This window comes from Ruegeria sp. BI12 (genome assembly GCF_056537985.1).
The window spans coordinates 573,380-588,817 of the sequence record NZ_JBQFSL010000001.1; the positions used below are offsets into that span (position 1 = coordinate 573,380).

General features: G+C 56.2%; 18 protein-coding genes. 7 read left to right on the plus strand and 11 right to left on the minus strand.

From position 1 onward, the window contains the following. Window positions 1–6 precede the first annotated feature (6 nt). The 5 genes from ACR0AK_RS03060 to ACR0AK_RS03080 all read left to right on the plus strand — a co-directional run bounded on the left by ACR0AK_RS03060 (window position 7) and on the right by ACR0AK_RS03080 (window position 3,381). Complete coding sequence (locus ACR0AK_RS03060) at window positions 7–357, plus strand: lipopolysaccharide assembly protein LapA domain-containing protein (protein ID WP_480792333.1); 351 nt, start codon at window positions 7–9, stop codon at window positions 355–357. 11 nt (window positions 358–368) lie between these two features. Continuing rightward, on the plus strand, window positions 369–1,010 hold the full coding sequence (locus tag ACR0AK_RS03065; RefSeq protein WP_480792334.1) for a phosphoribosylanthranilate isomerase: 642 nt from the start codon (window positions 369–371) through the stop codon (window positions 1,008–1,010). Window positions 1,011–1,056: 46 nt separating this feature from the next. Then, window positions 1,057–1,392 carry a DUF3291 domain-containing protein gene (locus ACR0AK_RS03070; RefSeq protein WP_480792335.1) on the plus strand — a complete coding sequence of 112 codons (336 nt, stop codon included), beginning with the start codon at window positions 1,057–1,059 and terminating at the stop codon, window positions 1,390–1,392. Between the two features lie 67 nt (window positions 1,393–1,459). Beyond that, window positions 1,460–2,707: a tryptophan synthase subunit beta gene (trpB, locus tag ACR0AK_RS03075; RefSeq protein ID WP_170561100.1), complete on the plus strand. Its 1,248-nt coding sequence runs from the start codon at window positions 1,460–1,462 to the stop codon at window positions 2,705–2,707. Window positions 2,708–2,733: 26 nt separating this feature from the next. Further along, window positions 2,734–3,381, plus strand: coding sequence for a class I SAM-dependent methyltransferase (locus tag ACR0AK_RS03080; protein ID WP_480792336.1), 648 nt, complete (start codon window positions 2,734–2,736; stop codon window positions 3,379–3,381). A 31-nt stretch (window positions 3,382–3,412) separates the two neighbouring features. On the opposite strand, the gene hmuQ is transcribed toward ACR0AK_RS03080, so the two are convergent. From hmuQ to ACR0AK_RS03125, 9 genes are all read right to left on the minus strand, one after another. Then, a complete protein-coding gene (gene hmuQ / locus ACR0AK_RS03085) occupies window positions 3,413–3,733 on the minus strand; it encodes a heme-degrading protein HmuQ (RefSeq protein ID WP_170561099.1) in 321 nt (106 codons plus the stop codon). 84 nt (window positions 3,734–3,817) lie between these two features. Continuing rightward, window positions 3,818–4,195: a DUF2237 family protein gene (locus tag ACR0AK_RS03090; RefSeq protein ID WP_480792337.1), complete on the minus strand. Its 378-nt coding sequence runs from the start codon at window positions 4,193–4,195 to the stop codon at window positions 3,818–3,820. A 9-nt stretch (window positions 4,196–4,204) separates the two neighbouring features. Beyond that, entirely contained in the window at window positions 4,205–5,368 is a 1,164-nt protein-coding gene (locus tag ACR0AK_RS03095; protein ID WP_480792338.1) for a serine hydrolase domain-containing protein, read from the minus strand. Window positions 5,369–5,450: 82 nt separating this feature from the next. Beyond that, complete coding sequence (gene pth / locus ACR0AK_RS03100; protein WP_480792339.1) at window positions 5,451–6,131, minus strand: aminoacyl-tRNA hydrolase; 681 nt, start codon at window positions 6,129–6,131, stop codon at window positions 5,451–5,453. Between the two features lie 90 nt (window positions 6,132–6,221). Then, on the minus strand, window positions 6,222–8,141 hold the full coding sequence (locus ACR0AK_RS03105) for a DUF3604 domain-containing protein (RefSeq protein ID WP_254453026.1): 1,920 nt from the start codon (window positions 8,139–8,141) through the stop codon (window positions 6,222–6,224). Between the two features lie 164 nt (window positions 8,142–8,305). Next, window positions 8,306–8,962: a 50S ribosomal protein L25/general stress protein Ctc gene (locus ACR0AK_RS03110; RefSeq protein ID WP_170561095.1), complete on the minus strand. Its 657-nt coding sequence runs from the start codon at window positions 8,960–8,962 to the stop codon at window positions 8,306–8,308. A 267-nt stretch (window positions 8,963–9,229) separates the two neighbouring features. Then, window positions 9,230–10,396 (minus strand): alpha-hydroxy acid oxidase, encoded by a 1,167-nt coding sequence (locus tag ACR0AK_RS03115; protein ID WP_480792340.1) that lies wholly within the window; start codon window positions 10,394–10,396, stop codon window positions 9,230–9,232. Between the two features lie 153 nt (window positions 10,397–10,549). Continuing rightward, entirely contained in the window at window positions 10,550–11,341 is a 792-nt protein-coding gene (gene trpA / locus ACR0AK_RS03120) for a tryptophan synthase subunit alpha (protein WP_480792341.1), read from the minus strand. 78 nt (window positions 11,342–11,419) lie between these two features. Then, a complete protein-coding gene (locus tag ACR0AK_RS03125) occupies window positions 11,420–11,905 on the minus strand; it encodes an acyloxyacyl hydrolase (protein WP_480792342.1) in 486 nt (161 codons plus the stop codon). A 199-nt stretch (window positions 11,906–12,104) separates the two neighbouring features. On the opposite strand from ACR0AK_RS03125, the gene ychF reads away from it, so the two are divergent. Beyond that, complete coding sequence (gene ychF, locus ACR0AK_RS03130) at window positions 12,105–13,202, plus strand: redox-regulated ATPase YchF (RefSeq protein WP_480792343.1); 1,098 nt, start codon at window positions 12,105–12,107, stop codon at window positions 13,200–13,202. A gap of 394 nt (window positions 13,203–13,596) precedes the next feature. On the opposite strand, the gene ACR0AK_RS03135 is transcribed toward ychF, so the two are convergent. Further along, window positions 13,597–13,887 carry a hypothetical protein gene (locus tag ACR0AK_RS03135; RefSeq protein WP_480792344.1) on the minus strand — a complete coding sequence of 97 codons (291 nt, stop codon included), beginning with the start codon at window positions 13,885–13,887 and terminating at the stop codon, window positions 13,597–13,599. Between the two features lie 152 nt (window positions 13,888–14,039). Beyond that, window positions 14,040–15,047, minus strand: coding sequence for a helix-turn-helix domain-containing protein (locus ACR0AK_RS03140; protein ID WP_480792345.1), 1,008 nt, complete (start codon window positions 15,045–15,047; stop codon window positions 14,040–14,042). Between the two features lie 135 nt (window positions 15,048–15,182). Between ACR0AK_RS03140 and ACR0AK_RS03145 the strand changes: the two genes are divergently transcribed. Continuing rightward, window positions 15,183–15,380: a hypothetical protein gene (locus tag ACR0AK_RS03145; protein ID WP_170561088.1), complete on the plus strand. Its 198-nt coding sequence runs from the start codon at window positions 15,183–15,185 to the stop codon at window positions 15,378–15,380. Window positions 15,381–15,438: the final 58 nt, after the last annotated feature.

The following is a 15,438-nucleotide window of genomic DNA, read 5'->3' on the forward strand; positions in this document are numbered from 1 at the left end:
ACCATGATGCGTTACCTTCGATATGCTTTTCTGGCGATTCTCGGGATCGTTCTTGTGTCGATCTCGTTGGCAAATCGCGAGCTCGTCGAGCTGAAACTGATGCCGGACGCCCTGGCCGAGCTACTGGGGACCAATTTCTCAACCTCCCTGCCATTGTTTGTTGTGGTTCTGGGTGGTGTTGTCGCCGGGTTGATCATCGGCTTTTTGTGGGAATGGCTGCGCGAGCATAAACACCGCCGCGATGCCTCAGCGAAAACTGGCGAGGTGCGCAAACTTGAGCGCGAGGTCAAAAAGCTCAAGAAAAAGCAGAATGAGGGCAAGGACGACGTTCTGGCTCTGCTGGACGAAGCCAGCTAAGGCACCTTTATATGACCGATGTAGCTGTAAAAATCTGCGGGCTAACCGCACCGGATCACGTGCGCGCTGCGGTTGATGCCGGTGCACGTTATGTTGGCTTTGTATTTTTCTCAAAATCGCCACGGCATCTGGACCTTGGTGCAGCGGCAGGGCTGGCGCAGCTTGTTCCTGCAGGCGTGGCCAAGGTCGCGCTGACCGTGAATGCGACGAACGAAGAACTGGACCATATCGTCGAAAGCGTGCCCTTGGACATGTTGCAATTGCATGGCAAGGAAACACCGCAGCGGGTTTCAGAAGTACGCGACAGATTTGGCCTGCCGGTGATGAAAGCAATCGGCATCGCCGAGGCTGAGGATCTGAGCTCGATTGATTTGTATTCTGAAGTGGCTGATCAATTGCTGATCGACGCGAAGCCGCCGCGTACCTCCGAACTGCCAGGCGGCAACGGGCTTGCCTTTGACTGGAGATTGCTCGCAGGCCGGAAATACTGGCGAAAGCCGTGGATGCTGGCCGGGGGACTTACCCCGGACAACGTCGCCGAAGCGATCCGTATGACCGGCGCGAAACAGGTTGATGTGTCTTCCGGCGTCGAAAGTTCGCCCGGAATTAAAGACTCCATTAAGATTTCTGAATTCGTGTCCGCCGCCCATTGATCTGCTTGCTGACCTTCCCCGTATATAACGTCGGGGAGGAACAATGATGCTTGCAGCGATTGGCGGGGTTACCCTGAACCATTGGTACAACGCGCCAGAGTTCTTTTGGCGTGCAGGACAGGCATTGAATCAGGCGCGCGGTGATCCATTGTGCGTGCATGCGCAGATGTTCCCGCACGGTGGGCTCTATTTTTCGCTCAGCGTTTGGCAGGATGCCGAGGCAATGCTGACATTTGCCCATTCGGGATCTCACAGGCGCGTTCTTGAGGCATCGGACCGGCTGTCCATCACGCATGAGTTCCACCATTTCTCATGCATTGCAGTTCCAACCGAAGAGCAGGCCCTGCGGATCTGGAAGCATCGATACAGGCCCGCGAAATGATACGTTTTGCCATGGCAAAACCTGTCAGCACCTCCTATGAACAACGGGTACGACGAGGGAGACACCCATGGCCAACGATCTATTCAATTCCTTCATGTCCGGTCCCGACGAACAGGGCCGCTTTGGCATCTTCGGAGGACGGTTTGTCAGCGAAACGCTGATGCCGCTGATCCTGTCGCTGGAAGAGGAATATGAAAAAGCCAAGGATGATCCGACTTTCTGGGCCGAAATGGACGATCTGTGGGCGAACTACGTGGGTCGGCCCTCGCCGTTGTATTACGCAGAACGCCTGACTGAGCACCTGGGCGGAGCGAAGATCTATCTCAAGCGCGATGAGTTGAACCACACCGGAGCGCACAAGATTAACAATGTTCTGGGCCAGATCATTCTGGCGCGGCGCATGGGCAAGACCCGAATTATTGCGGAAACCGGGGCAGGGCAACACGGCGTGGCCACCGCCACCGTCTGCGCCAAGTTTGGCCTTAAGTGCGTGGTCTACATGGGCGCGCACGATGTGCAGCGTCAGGCACCGAACGTGTTCCGGATGCGCCTGTTGGGCGCCGAAGTTATACCGGTCACCTCGGGTCGTGGAACTCTTAAAGACGCGATGAACGACGCGCTGCGTGATTGGGTAACCAATGTGCGCGACACGTTCTACTGCATCGGCACCGTGGCAGGCCCGCATCCGTACCCGGCGATGGTGCGCGATTTCCAGTCGATCATCGGCAAAGAAGCCAAAGAGCAGATGCACAAGGCCGAGGGCCGTTTGCCCGATACGATCATCGCTGCCATTGGCGGTGGCTCGAATGCCATGGGCCTGTTCTACCCATTCCTCGACGACAAATCGGTCAACATCATCGGCGTAGAGGCGGGCGGTAAAGGCGTGAACGAAAAGATGGAGCATTGCGCTTCGCTGACCGGTGGTCGTCCGGGTGTGCTGCATGGCAATCGCACGTACCTGCTGCAGGACGATGACGGTCAGATCCTTGAAGGCTATTCGATCTCGGCCGGTCTGGATTACCCTGGCATCGGGCCTGAGCATTCCTGGCTGAATGACATCGGTCGCGCGAACTATGTCTCGATCACAGACAAAGAGGCGCTGGAAGCGTTTCAGCTGTGCTGTGCAACCGAAGGCATCATCCCCGCGTTGGAGCCTAGCCACGCCTTGGCACATGTCATGAAGATCGCACCCGAATTGCCCAAGGATCACCTGATCTGCATGAACATGTGCGGACGCGGCGATAAGGACGTTCAGACTGTGGCCAAATACCTGAACTTCGACATGTCCGATACCGAGGGCCGTACGGCTGGCTAACGGCTACCCGGGGCTTTGCGTCCCGGGTGTTTCATGCCACCCTGGGCGGCATGCAGGACGCGTCCAGTTCAGATAGACTCGATCAAAAATACGATGCCGCGGCCCCCGGCTGGGCCGATAAGATGCGTCTGTTGGGTTATTTCGACGCCTATCTGGGGTTTCTGTCGACTGGTTTGGTAGGCGCGCTTGGCCGAAATGCCCTGGATGTGGGGTGCGGGACGGGCGCATTTGCCGAGGCACGCGCAGTCATTCAGCCCGAGGGTCGGATCACACTGCTGGAGCCGTCCAGGAAGATGCTGCAACAGGCCAAGCATGCCTTGGCCAAACGAGGTGTCACCTCACAAACTGTTCAATCCCGGTTGGAGGACTTTCAACCAACTGAGCGGTTTGATTGCATTTTGGCCGCCCATGTCCTTGAGCATTGCAATGATCCAACCGACGCTTTGCGCCAGATGCGCAAGCAGGCCGCGTCGGCGGCAAAGCTGTGGCTCGTCGTCAGCAAACCGCATTGGTGTAATGCAATTATCTGGTTTCAATGGCGCCACCGGTCGTACAGACCGCGGCAGGTGGCCAAGATGCTAACGGAAGCGGGCTGGCAGTTGGAGGCGGAGCACAGTTTCCCAACCGGCCCGCCTTCGCGCACATCGCGTGGCTATTCGGCGCGCGCTGTATGAAGATCAATCCAGCATTGACGATTTGGCTGGATCAGCTCTGGTGCAGAACGGTTTCGAACCCTTCGAATTTGGGCGGTCCCATCAGTGCCGACTGCGTCTTGCCGTTACCTGCATTCTTGTGCGCATCGCGGAATTGTTCGGACTTGGTCCAAGCCTCGAAATCGCTGCGATTGTCCCAAATCACGTGGCTAGAATACAGCCGATACCCGTCGCCTTCGGGGCCTTTCAAAAGGCGAAACTCCTGAAACCCTTGCAATTCTTTCAAACGGCTTTCGCGGTCTTTCCAAACGGATTCGAAATCGGCTTCGCTGCCCAGACGGACTTTGAAACGGTTCATGGCGATAAAGCTCATAGCCTACCTCGTTTTTTGACGGTTGCGCGCTTGCTAAACAAAGTGTTGGCTGGCGGTTTTATTGATGTCTTTTTGTTCCCAAGGTCAATCAGTTTCCTCGGCATTTGCACGCAGGATCCCGATGGGAACGATTTCCAGCGCGCGCTGGTGGGTGGCCTCAAGATCGACCTTGGGCGCGCAGCCTTCGTCATGGGCCTGCAAGAAACGCCCTGCGCACAGGCACCACTTGTCACCGGGTCTAAGGCCGGCGAAATCGAATTCGGGTCGTGGTGTGCTCAGGTCATTGCCAACATATTTGGAATAAGCCAGAAACTCGGCGGTCATAACAGCGCACACAGTGTGGCTGCCCTGATCCTCGGCGCAGGTGTTACAGGCCCCATCCCGAAAGAACCCGGTCATCGGATCGCGTGAACAGGGGGCAAGGACGCCCCCCAAGACGTTTATGCTGTCCAGTTTTTGCATGAGCCCACCTTACAGGCTTTGAGCGATCGTGCGGAACATTTCTATGTTCGCTTCGTTGGCACCATCGTCACGGAAATTGCGATCAGCCCCCGTAGAGACAATCAAAACGCCACGCGGTTGGTCGAAATAGATGTACTGGCCATATACGCCACGGGCCAGAAATTCGCCTTCATGCGCGCCGACAGGTATCCACCACTGATAGCCATAGCCTATTTCTCCGGCTTCGGTCGGGGCGCTGGGAAAGACGGATTCCGCGATCCATTCAGAAGGCACGATTTGCTGGCCATTGTGGACGCCGTTTTGTAGGACCATCTGTCCAAAACGGGCAAAGTCTCGGGTGGTGAAATTCAACCCGCCCAATACGAAAGCTACGCCGGCACCATCGGTGACATAGTAACCGTCGTGTTCAAGCCCCAGTGGTTTAATGATTTTTTCTGTCAGCAAGTCAGCCACGGACCGGTCCGTCGCGCCGCGAATAACCATGCCGATAACGTGTGTATCGATCGAGACATATTGCCATGTCGCGCCGGGCTCGACGAACGTCTCGTTCAGCGAAGCGGCAAAATCATCCAGCTCTCCGCCCAGGGCGACGACGCGGCCCATTCGGTTTATGTCGGAATTGTAATCCAGATAGTCCTCGTCGAAGGTCACACCGCTGGCCATGTTCAGAACATTGCGGATCGTTGCGCCGTCATAGGCGGTGCCCTTCAGTTTTGGGGCATACTTGACGACCGGATCATCCAGCGAGCTGATGGCGCCTTCGGCCATCAGGATGCCGAACAGGGCTGACAGGTAGCTTTTGGCGACAGACCAAGAGATCCGGCGATCCTCGGGGGCGGTCCCCAAATAGTATTCCTCGAACCTGATCTGCCCGTCCTGCATAACCAATAGAGAGGTTACAGCGCGATCTTCGATCCACGTGTCCGTGCCCTCGGGCAGGTCAAAACCGGCGCCGTAGGGCAACTCGAATGTCGCGCCTTCCCCCCTTGGCAGGTCGACGGTCAGAAAAGCGTCATTCATATGAGAGAAGTTGTGAACGATCTTTTCTTCGGAAAACAAGGAGTTCACAGCCATCAGGCGCTTAATTTCTTCGCGCTTCCAAAAGCCAACGACCACCGCTGCCAGCACCAACATCAAAACGATGCGCAGTACCCACTTGATCAGGGTTCGCATAAGTCTCCTCCCTCTTTCGTACCGCATTGGAACGCGGACGGGCGCAGTTCGCAATTGGGACGTAGCGGCAACGTCGCTGGTCCTATTTGAACTTATCCATCAGTTTTTGCATGGCTGACCGGTTGTCGGGCTCGGGTTCAGGTGCGGGTTTGGGGGTGGTTTTTACTTCGCTCGCAGTGGTTTTCGATGAACGCGGTGGTGCGGTCCGCAATGCGACCGCGTTCATGAATTTGCCCCCGTCACCATTGGCCAGATGGCCGGCACCGTCCGATACGCCTTGCAGCACGTCTTCCAGCCAATCCGCATCTACTTTGGCAAAGTCGCTCAGGACGTAGGGCGAGACCATTTCCTTGCGTCCCGGGTGCCCGATGCCCAGACGAACCCGATCATAGGCAGGGCTGATATGTTCGTGGATCGACCGCAACCCGTTGTGTCCGGCGTGACCTCCACCGGCTTTGACACGCACCTTGCCCGGGGCAAGATCCAGCTCATCGTGAAAAACGGTTACATCGGTCGAGTCCAGTTTGTAAAACCGCATGGCCTCGCCCACGGATTGTCCGGAACGGTTCATGAAGGTTTGCGGTTTAACCAAGAGAACCTTTTCGGACCCCAGCCGCCCTTCAGCAATTTCCGCCTGAAACTTGGATTTCCACGGACCGAATCCATGATCGTCGGCAATTCTGTCCAGTGCCATGAACCCGATATTGTGCCGGTTCCGGGCGTATTTCTGCCCCGGATTTCCCAGTCCGACAAAAAGTTTCATGACTCTGCTCTGCGCCTCCTAGTAGGACTTGCCCCTCTTGCCTCGAAATGGATCGAAAATCCAGTGATGGCAAGGTGCAAAAGACGAGCTTCAGCCTTTGGGCGTGTACCAGATTGGAGAGGTATAGGCGCGTTCGGTTGTGGTCATCGGCACGTCGGTATCCATCTGGACGTTGAACCGTTTGGCTTCATAGGCTGTCCAGCGCGGCGTCGGGATTTCGATGACGCGGACATAGTAGAAGGCCCGCTGCGACGGGTCGAAATCCGGGTCCTGCCAATAGGTGATCAATTCCGGTGCACCTATTGTGTTGGTCCAAGTCGCGTTTCCCACATCGACTGTGTTCCCGACCAATGGCAGTTTGCCGTCTGCGTCGGGCACACGATCTCCGCCCCATGCCACGTCATAGACCTTTTCTCCGCGCGTCCCGTCTGCGTTCAGCCAACCTTTGATAACCTGCACACGGTCGAGATTGCCGCTATAGGGGTCTTTCAGTGCTGCGATCAGGAAATTCGGTGCACCGTCGCCGGTTCTGGCGGGTAGATCCGAACCCATCGGTACGCCCTTGGCGTAGCCAAGATCGGCAGGCAGGCGAGACAGAGCATCTTCTTCCGCAAAATCCCAGCCGCCGAAGAACCGCACCAGCATACGTGAACCGGTAGTGCCGTAGACTTCGCGCCGCTCGAGCGCGTCAAAGATCGCCTCGCGGGTATTCTCCATGGCCCAAACAGCAGCATATCCTCCCGAGGCCTGTTTCCAGCCATAGATTGAGAACTCTGGGTCGGGGGCTTCGATAACCAAATGTTCCCAACGGTTTGGCTCCGGCTCCACGCCGGAATGCTTGCCAAAGAAATTTTCCTCTTCCACGGCTGCCATGCCAGTATGCGCGTCAGTCGAACCAATCTGACCGACCTTGTAAGGGTTGATGCCCAATTGTTCTTCCAGCATCAGACCGGTTTTGTAAGCCTCGCGGGAATACTCGTATTGCAACATGTCCTGAGTTTTGGCTTCGGTCCCGTTCAGGTTTGACGCGTCCCACGTGTCAAAATCCGCAAATTCGTCATCGGGGCTGAGAAACGGATGCGCTTCACTGTCGCCTTTGATCTGAGTAGTTTCGATGACCGGTTCGAACCGTGCACGCAGGCGCGCGTTTTCTTCCGATAAGGGCGTTCCGTCAAAGTTCGAAACTGAAAACAAGCGGCCATTGGACAGGTTGCCATTATGGGGAATTGCCAGCACGTCACCGCCTGTCCGATCCTCATAGTCGGCCAGGTGCGCCCAAAGGTCTTCAGGGTTCTTACTGTCGAATTGTGAGAACGGAAGTACCTGATTGGCGTTGGCCGCAGCATCCCGGAAGATCACGTTGCGGTGGATGTTGTCTCCGCCCTCAGACGTCCACTCGTAACCGATCAGAGCAGTAAAGACGCCGGGCTCGTTGTACTGATCCGCTAGGGCCGTATAGTTCTGCCAAGCGTCCTTGATGGCTTTGGGATTGTCGATCGGGGGTTCATTCCCGGACAACGACGCCACGATTTCCATAGCGGTGGCAAAGACAACATCGTTGTCGTTGCTGGTAAGCGCGTCGTACCAGGCTTTGCCTTGCGGGGTCGACAGAACATTCTGATCCCCGCCAAGTAACTGGGGCATTAGCCCGTACATTTCGGCATGGTCCGAAATTACAAGCCAATCCAGTGGCCGCGAAAGCTTTGCCTGCAATCCATGCGTCGTAGTGACTTCGTGGCCGCGTGCGAACCGAAACGCGTCCTCTTGACTGAGACGGGTCATGGTTCCGGCATCAACGGACACCTGGGTATGAAGATGTGTGTCACCCCAAAGCGGTCGGGTCGGAAAGTTTCTACCGGCATATGGCGAGAAATGATCTGACGTGAAACGTTCAGCAACGTCATCCTTACTGGGCAGAGTGTCCTGCACTTGCGCAGTGACCGAAGATCCGAAACCGACGCTGACGGCCATTGAAATTAGGGCTGGTAGAAAATTTGATTGGGGTCTCATGATCGCGGGCTCCACTGAACTATTCGATGGGCTTGTGGCATTCCAATTGGGCCACTGGCAGCGAACTTAGCACAGTCTGCGATCAAATGCGAAAATGTGCATTTGAAACAAAAACGGGGCTCCGATGGAACCCCGTTTCAAATTCAGTACAGTTAAGCCTGAACTTATTCTTCAGCCTCCTGGCCGACGACTTCAACTTCGTCTGCGGCCACTTCTGCTTCTTCACCTTCTTCATCGTCGCTGGTCGCCAGACCGGTCGGTGCCGAGACGTTCGCGATCACGAAGTCACGATCGATGGTCGGCTTGGTGCCCGCGGGCAGATCGACCGACGAAATGGTGACAACGTCGTTGATGTTCATTCCGGTCACGTCAACAACGATTTTCTCAGGAATATCACCTGCGGTGCACATCAATTCGACTTCCGGACGGACAACGGTCAGAACGCCGCCCTTCTTGATGCCGGGTGCTTCTTCCTCGTTGATGAACTCAACCGGGATGAACAGCGCGATCTTGGTGGTCCGACGCAGACGCATCAGGTCCAGGTGGGTCGGCAGGTCTTTGACAACGTCACGCTGAACGTCGCGGCAGATGACACGAACGTCTTCGTGGCCGTCAACCTTCAGGTTCCACAGAGTCGACTTGAACCGGCCTGCTTTCAGGCGCTTGAACAGGACGTTGAACGGGATCTGAATCGGCAGCGGCTCTTTATCGCCACCAAAAACAATGCCCGGAACCATGCCGTCGCGGCGTGCTTGACGAGCGGCGCCCTTGCCTGTCCCCGTCCGTTCCAGAGCTACGAGATCAGGAATCTCTCCAGCCATGATAATTCTCCAATGTTAGGGCGGGCATCCTCCAAGGCTGTATGCCCGCGTGAAGCCGCGTCCTTAGCTTGATTCATCAGGTTTGGAAAGGGGTTTTTGGCGGTCTTGATACTTTGCGTGGGTCCGCCTCTCGCTCCGGGATATTAGATGCCAGATGACGGTTGGATCCCCTGCTTCATTTGGCGCTAAACATCCCGGGGGAATCGCGGCTTGCCGCGGCGGGGGGCAGACCCCCTTTCACATGGTCTGCGAATAGATATTGTGAAATCAGGTTCGCCACCTGCCGCCGAAATCCTCGGGGATTAGCAGGTTGTGGTGGCCCAGGCTACTCACGTTCCGCTCGCCACACAGAGCCATCGTTATGTCCAGTTCTTTTTGGATGACATCCAACGCTGTTGTGACGCCTTTCTGGCCCATCGCCCCCAACCCGTAGACGAATGCGCGGCCGATGTACGTGCCCTTGGCCCCCAATGCCAATGCTTTCAATACGTCCTGCCCGGAACGAATGCCGCTGTCCAAATGGACCTCGACGTCGTCACCAACAGCGTCCATGATTTCGGGCAAAACACGGATCGAACTGAGCGCGCCATCGAGTTGACGTCCGCCGTGGTTTGAAACAACGATGGCATCCGCACCCAGCTTTGCTGCCATCTTGGCGTCCTCGGCATCCAGTATGCCTTTCAGGATCACCTTGCCGCCCCATTGTTCCATGAGCTTTTCGACCTTGTTCCAGTCGAGGCTGGGGTCGAATTGCTCGGCCGTCCATGCACCCAGCGATGAGGCGTCCGAAACACCCTCGGCATGACCAACGATGTTGCCAAATTCACGCCGGTGCGCGCCCAGCATTTCGATCCCCCAGGCCCATTTTGTCATCAGGTTGGCGATCGTCTTGGCGGTTAGTTTCGGCGGCGCGGACAGGCCGTTCTTTAGATCTTTGTGGCGCTGCCCCAGAATTTGCAGGTCCAGAGTGATCACCAACGCCGAACACTTGGCATCCTTGGCGCGCTGGATCAGGCGACCGACATAGTCCTGATCTTTCATGGCATAGAGTTGAAACCAAAAGGGTTTGTTGGTGTGCCCCGCGACATCCTCGATTGAGTTGATCGACATGGTCGACAGGGTGAAGGGGACACCGAATTCTTCGGCTGCTTTAGCGGCCTTCATCTCACCGTCCGCGTGCTGCATACCCGTCAGGCCAACAGGGGCCAGAGCCACCGGCATTGCAACATCTTGCCCGATCATCTGCGACGCGGTCGAGCGTCCTTGCATGTCCACGGCAACCCGTTGGCGCAGCCTGATATCTTCGAAATCCGAGCTGTTTTCGCGGAAGGTCTGTTCGGTCCAGCTGCCGCTTTCGGCGTAGTCGAAAAACATGCGTGGCACGCGTCGTTCATAAATGCGTTTCAGGTCGTCGATGTTCGTGATCACGGGCATTGGGTTCGGCCTTCGCAGTCTTGGTGATATTTGTTACCAACCATTTGGCGCCCTCGCAACGCCGCTAGGTATCGAGACAACGCCGCGTAATATCAGGCAACAAAAAACGCAGCCAGCATGCGCCGACTGCGTCAAAGATTGATCACGTATCAATCAGGCCGAATGCGCGCCGTCAGCCAGAGATTTCACGAAATCCAATACTTCGCCAGTGGGCTTGCCCGCAGCGATCTGGCTGACAATGGCAGAGCCGACAACTGCACCATCGGCGACAGTTGCGATTGCGTGTGATTTTTCAGGTGTATTGATCCCGAACCCAACGATCACGGGCAAATCGGTTGCGGATTTGATGCGGGCGACCTCGGGGCCGACGTTCGTGGCCTGAGCTTCGGCCGCACCCGTAATGCCGGTGATTGACACGTAATACACAAAACCCGATGTGTTCTGCAGAACGCGGGGCAGGCGTTTGTCATCGGTTGTTGGCGTGGCCAGACGAATAAAGTTCAGACCCGCAGCTTGCGCAGGCAGGCACAGCTCGTCATCTTCTTCCGGTGGCAGGTCGACGACGATCAAACCGTCAATGCCGACCTCTTTGGCATCTACAAGAAACTTATCTACGCCCCGGCTGTAGATTGGGTTGTAATACCCCATCAGCACGATCGGTGTGGTATCGTCGGTTTCGCGGAACGCGCGGGCCAGATCCAAAGTCCGCTGCAGGGTCATGCCGCTGTCCAGCGCGCGTTGACCGGCGGCCTGGATCGTTGGGCCGTCTGCCATTGGATCGGTGAAAGGCAGACCCAGTTCAATGACATCGACACCTGCGCCAGGCAAACCCTTTACGATTTCAAGCGACGTTTCGAAATCCGGGTCTCCGGCCATGATATAGGCAACAAAGGCCTTCTTGCCCTGTTCTTTCAGAGCGGCGAACTTGGCGTCGATACGGGTCATAAGCTGTCCTTGCAATCAGGTTCAGGCCTGATGTGCAGAAACTTTGGCAGGAAATCAATCCCGCCGGGGCAGATTGCTTCAGAACGCGTAATGGTACCGCAGCAAAACGGAGTTGACGCCCGGGTTATCGTCCTGTGTGCTTGCGTTCGACTTGTGAGTAATTGCCAAGGACACGCTGTTGCCGTTGTTCAATGTGTAACCGAGGCCCAGCAAGCTACGAATCTGGAATTCACCACCCAGATCGTTGAGTTCGTCACCTTCTGAAAAATACCCGGGCATAACGCTTCCTTCGACGAACCAACGGTCGGCAAAGGTGTAGGTCCCGATCAGGCCAATCCCGATATGAACGTCGGCGGCGGCATCTATGGTCAGGGCACCACCCCATGTGGCGGAAAAGCGCGTGGCCTCGTGAAAGGGACGGTGATGGTATTCGAGAGAGATTACGGCTTCATCGTCAGAAAGGCTGTCAGAAAAATCGGAGAACCCGGCGCCAAAGACAATGGATTGAGCTTGCGCCGCTTGGGCAGCTAAAAATAGCGCAACTGTAGCAGTTAAATACTTCATATCTCATATTCACTATTTGTTTGTTCACAAAGTCTTACATGGTGAGCTTAGTGTGTTGGTTTCAATCCGGGCAAGATCACGAATGCGCAACTGGTTTGTGATGTTGTAATTCGGATCAGCGACGCCTTTTGCAGTCCGGCTTGCGCATTGCCTCGGACCTGCATAGAAGCAGCGCTCGAATGGTATGCAGGAGGCCGTTATGGGCTTTAAAATGGGAATCGTGGGTCTGCCGAATGTGGGTAAGTCGACCCTCTTCAACGCGCTGACCAAGACCGCAGCTGCTCAGGCGGCGAATTTCCCGTTCTGCACGATCGAACCCAATGTGGGTGATGTTGCCGTGCCCGATGATCGGCTCGACAAGTTGGCGGCGATCGCAAGCTCGAAACAGATCATTCCCACGCGGATGACTTTTGTGGATATCGCTGGTCTTGTGAAGGGCGCCTCGAAGGGCGAGGGGCTTGGCAACCAGTTTCTGGCCAACATCCGCGAGACTGATGCGATTGCCCATGTGCTGCGCTGCTTCGAAGACGGCGACGTGACCCACGTGGATGGCCGGGTCGATCCGGTGGCCGATGCCGACACCATCGAGACCGAGCTGATGCTGGCTGATCTGGAGAGCATCGAAAAACGCCGCGCCAATCTGGTGCGCAAGCTCAAAGGTAATGACAAAGAGGCACAGCAGCAGGAACGCTTGCTGGCCGAAGCGCAAGCGATGCTGGAAAACGGCAAACCCGCGCGCTTGGTCGAAGTGTCTGACGAGGACGCCAAGGCGTGGAAGATGCTGCAGTTGCTGACCACCAAACCGGTGCTTTATGTTTGCAACGTGTCCGAAGAAGAAGCAGCCGACGGCAATGAATACTCCGCCAAAGTGGCCGAAATGGCCGCCGCGCAGGGCAACTCCCACGTCATCATCAGCGCCAAGATCGAAGAAGAGATCAGCCTGCTGGAAGAGGACGAAGCGCAGATGTTCCTTGAGGAAATGGGTTTGGAAGAACCCGGTCTTGACCGTCTGATCCGCGCAGGTTACGACCTGCTGAAGCTGGAGACCTATTTCACTGTCGGCCCGAAAGAGGCCCGGGCCTGGACCATCCGCACAGGCACTGCAGCACCGCAGGCCGCAGGTGTGATCCACGGTGATTTCGAAAAAGGTTTCATCCGCGCCGAGACCATCGCCTATGACGACTACATCGCCGCCAATGGCGAGCAGGGTGCGAAAGAGGCGGGAAAGATGCGCGCCGAGGGTAAGGGCTATGTCGTCAAGGACGGCGATGTGCTGCACTTCTTGTTCAATACCTGAGGCGGCATCGGTCGGACAGTAAAGCTGGTGTGAATCTTTTTGATTCCATTACTAGGTTTATGTCTGCTTCGAGCCCAGAGTGGAACTTCACTGGTCTGAGCCGAAACAAGCGGTTTTGGCCAAAACTCGTGTCGCGATGCGCGGAACTGGTGACAGATTCTTGAAACCGCGACATCCGCAAATGCGTTGCCTTTGAGCCCCTAAAACAAAGTTGCCACCCGGCTCGTTTGTGAGCTGGATGGCAACCTATCAGAAACTGTGCGAGTTCTGTATGGGGGTGGTCAGTCAAGCGGCGTCTAGATGCTAACTGCGCATGCCCAATGGCTCTTTTGCTGACCGGTGAAGTTTGTTCGGCTGTGTTTGCTCCTTCTTCTGTTGTGCTTGCGGTCGAGTTTTAGTCGTTCCAGTCTTTGTGTTCTTCTTTGAAATCATCGCGACGCTCTTGTGCGTCGTCCTGCGCATCTTCGAAGTTGTCCTTCTGGATTGCGCCACCCACGGCGCCAACTGCGGCACCCGCAGCAGCGCCACCGACGATGCTTTCGCCAGCAATACCAGCAACAGTGGCACCAACAACTGCGCCTTTGATCGCTTTGTCAGTGACGTAATCGGCATGAGCCGTGGCTGCCATGGTGATCAGAAGGGCGCCGGAGATAGGAGCGATAAAGAGTTTTTTCGAGGTCATCATAGGGTTCATCCTTGTTCTGGGTCAGCAACCACCGCGGCTGCTGTGTGCCATTGAACTAGGTGACCCGATGGCCTGCTTTCTTTTGGCGACGGGACAAGGTTTTGTGGATCTTGGACATCTTCCGGCCCTGTGCGCCGCGGGAGGAAGGACTCTTAGCGCCCAGCTTTACGGAACCTGGCGGGTGTTTCACCTGTCCAGCGCTTGAACGCCACTGAAAAGGCGGCCTGATCTGCAAATCCAAGCATGAAGGCCACGCGGGCAACACCCTCACCACCACGAAGCATGCGCTTGGATAGTTCGCACAACACCCCTTCCAAAAGAACTTTAAAGCTTGTTCCTTCAGCCGATAGGTGCCGTGTCATTGTGCGCCGTGTCAGTCCAAGTTCCCCGGCGATATCGTCGCCGTTTGGTATTGGTCCGGGAAGACGATCCCCAAGCATGTCCACGATGCGGTCGGACAGGCTTCGAACCGCGTCAGGCTGTGCCTTCAGCTGCTCTTCGCCGTGCCTACGTAAGTGCCCCAACAAAGTGGGGTCTGCCGTTGGTATCCGAAAATTCATCCCGTTTGGGGGCAGTTCCAAGGCATAGCCGGATTTGAATCCTTCGACATCACATCCCGCCAATTCGGCCAGCAACTGGCAGTGATCGGCGTCGTCCGTTTCCAACTCAATTGAGATCGGGGCAAGCCCGCCCGAAGTGATTTGTTGAACGCGCTTATAAAGACCAAATATTAGCATTTCACGGTGACGAGGGTATTGATGCGCGGGGATCACACTGCTTTCCAGCGTGATTTTTGGCTCTTCGGGCCCGCCGACGACGTCCAGACGCAGGTCAGGGTCTTGCATTGCATAAAAGCGCTGCGTCAATACCAGTGCGTCTTCGACCGTTTCAGCTGCCCGCACGATGTAAGCCAAGAGCGTTCCCGGACCTTGCGCTGAGAGCCCAACTCGCGCGGCAAAGGTTTTGTCTTCCAGAACGCGGCACGCCGTTTCAACTACACCCGCTTCATGTAGCAGCTCTACTGAGGCGTCGGGGCCGTCGATGACACCCGAAGGTGCACCTGCCATTTCCAGAACTTCAGAAAAGGGGATGCGAACGTTGGGATGTTGCGAATAGCGCAGCCCGACGTTTTGCAATCTGTACGCGCTGATGCGTGGCACTTTTGCGTCCTCCCCTGACTGACACACCCCCCTGCAGTTCCTGCAATTGTCCAGAAGACAATAACAAATGTCCAGAACCCTCAGGATCGCAGGCGCGATGACGGTTAGGTCCGGGTCATCAGAAAGGAAACGACCATGATCTACTTCGCAAGGTACTACCGCGTACTGAAGGCAATCCAAAACTCCGCCAAACAAGAGTGGTCCGGGGGGAACATCCACGGTCTGCAAACTTCGGCGCTTGGCGAAAAAACAGCAAACGGACGTCGCTGGGATCCCCCCTATGTTCCGCAGGAACAGCCCTCAGAACCAGCCCAAAATCCGACCGAGAACTGAATTTCCACAGACACCTAAAATCTTCACGCGCAGCACGGCTGCGAAACAAAAGGACCTG

Excerpts from the sequence above, each read along its gene's own strand:
- ACR0AK_RS03060 (WP_480792333.1), top strand. The coding sequence starts at position 7 with ATGCGTTACCTTCGATATGCTTTTCTGGCGATTCTCGGGATCGTTCTT.
- ACR0AK_RS03065 (WP_480792334.1), top strand. The coding sequence starts at position 369 with ATGACCGATGTAGCTGTAAAAATCTGCGGGCTAACCGCACCGGATCAC.
- ACR0AK_RS03070 (WP_480792335.1), top strand. The coding sequence starts at position 1,057 with ATGCTTGCAGCGATTGGCGGGGTTACCCTGAACCATTGGTACAACGCG.
- trpB (WP_170561100.1), top strand. The coding sequence starts at position 1,460 with ATGGCCAACGATCTATTCAATTCCTTCATGTCCGGTCCCGACGAACAG.
- hmuQ (WP_170561099.1), bottom strand. The coding sequence starts at position 3,733 with ATGAGCTTTATCGCCATGAACCGTTTCAAAGTCCGTCTGGGCAGCGAA.
- ACR0AK_RS03090 (WP_480792337.1), bottom strand. The coding sequence starts at position 4,195 with ATGCAAAAACTGGACAGCATAAACGTCTTGGGGGGCGTCCTTGCCCCC.
- ACR0AK_RS03095 (WP_480792338.1), bottom strand. The coding sequence starts at position 5,368 with ATGCGAACCCTGATCAAGTGGGTACTGCGCATCGTTTTGATGTTGGTG.
- pth (WP_480792339.1), bottom strand. The coding sequence starts at position 6,131 with ATGAAACTTTTTGTCGGACTGGGAAATCCGGGGCAGAAATACGCCCGG.
- ACR0AK_RS03105 (WP_254453026.1), bottom strand. The coding sequence starts at position 8,141 with ATGAGACCCCAATCAAATTTTCTACCAGCCCTAATTTCAATGGCCGTC.
- ACR0AK_RS03110 (WP_170561095.1), bottom strand. The coding sequence starts at position 8,962 with ATGGCTGGAGAGATTCCTGATCTCGTAGCTCTGGAACGGACGGGGACA.
- ACR0AK_RS03115 (WP_480792340.1), bottom strand. The coding sequence starts at position 10,396 with ATGCCCGTGATCACGAACATCGACGACCTGAAACGCATTTATGAACGA.
- trpA (WP_480792341.1), bottom strand. The coding sequence starts at position 11,341 with ATGACCCGTATCGACGCCAAGTTCGCCGCTCTGAAAGAACAGGGCAAG.
- ACR0AK_RS03125 (WP_480792342.1), bottom strand. The coding sequence starts at position 11,905 with ATGAAGTATTTAACTGCTACAGTTGCGCTATTTTTAGCTGCCCAAGCG.
- ychF (WP_480792343.1), top strand. The coding sequence starts at position 12,105 with ATGGGCTTTAAAATGGGAATCGTGGGTCTGCCGAATGTGGGTAAGTCG.
- ACR0AK_RS03135 (WP_480792344.1), bottom strand. The coding sequence starts at position 13,887 with ATGATGACCTCGAAAAAACTCTTTATCGCTCCTATCTCCGGCGCCCTT.
- ACR0AK_RS03145 (WP_170561088.1), top strand. The coding sequence starts at position 15,183 with ATGATCTACTTCGCAAGGTACTACCGCGTACTGAAGGCAATCCAAAAC.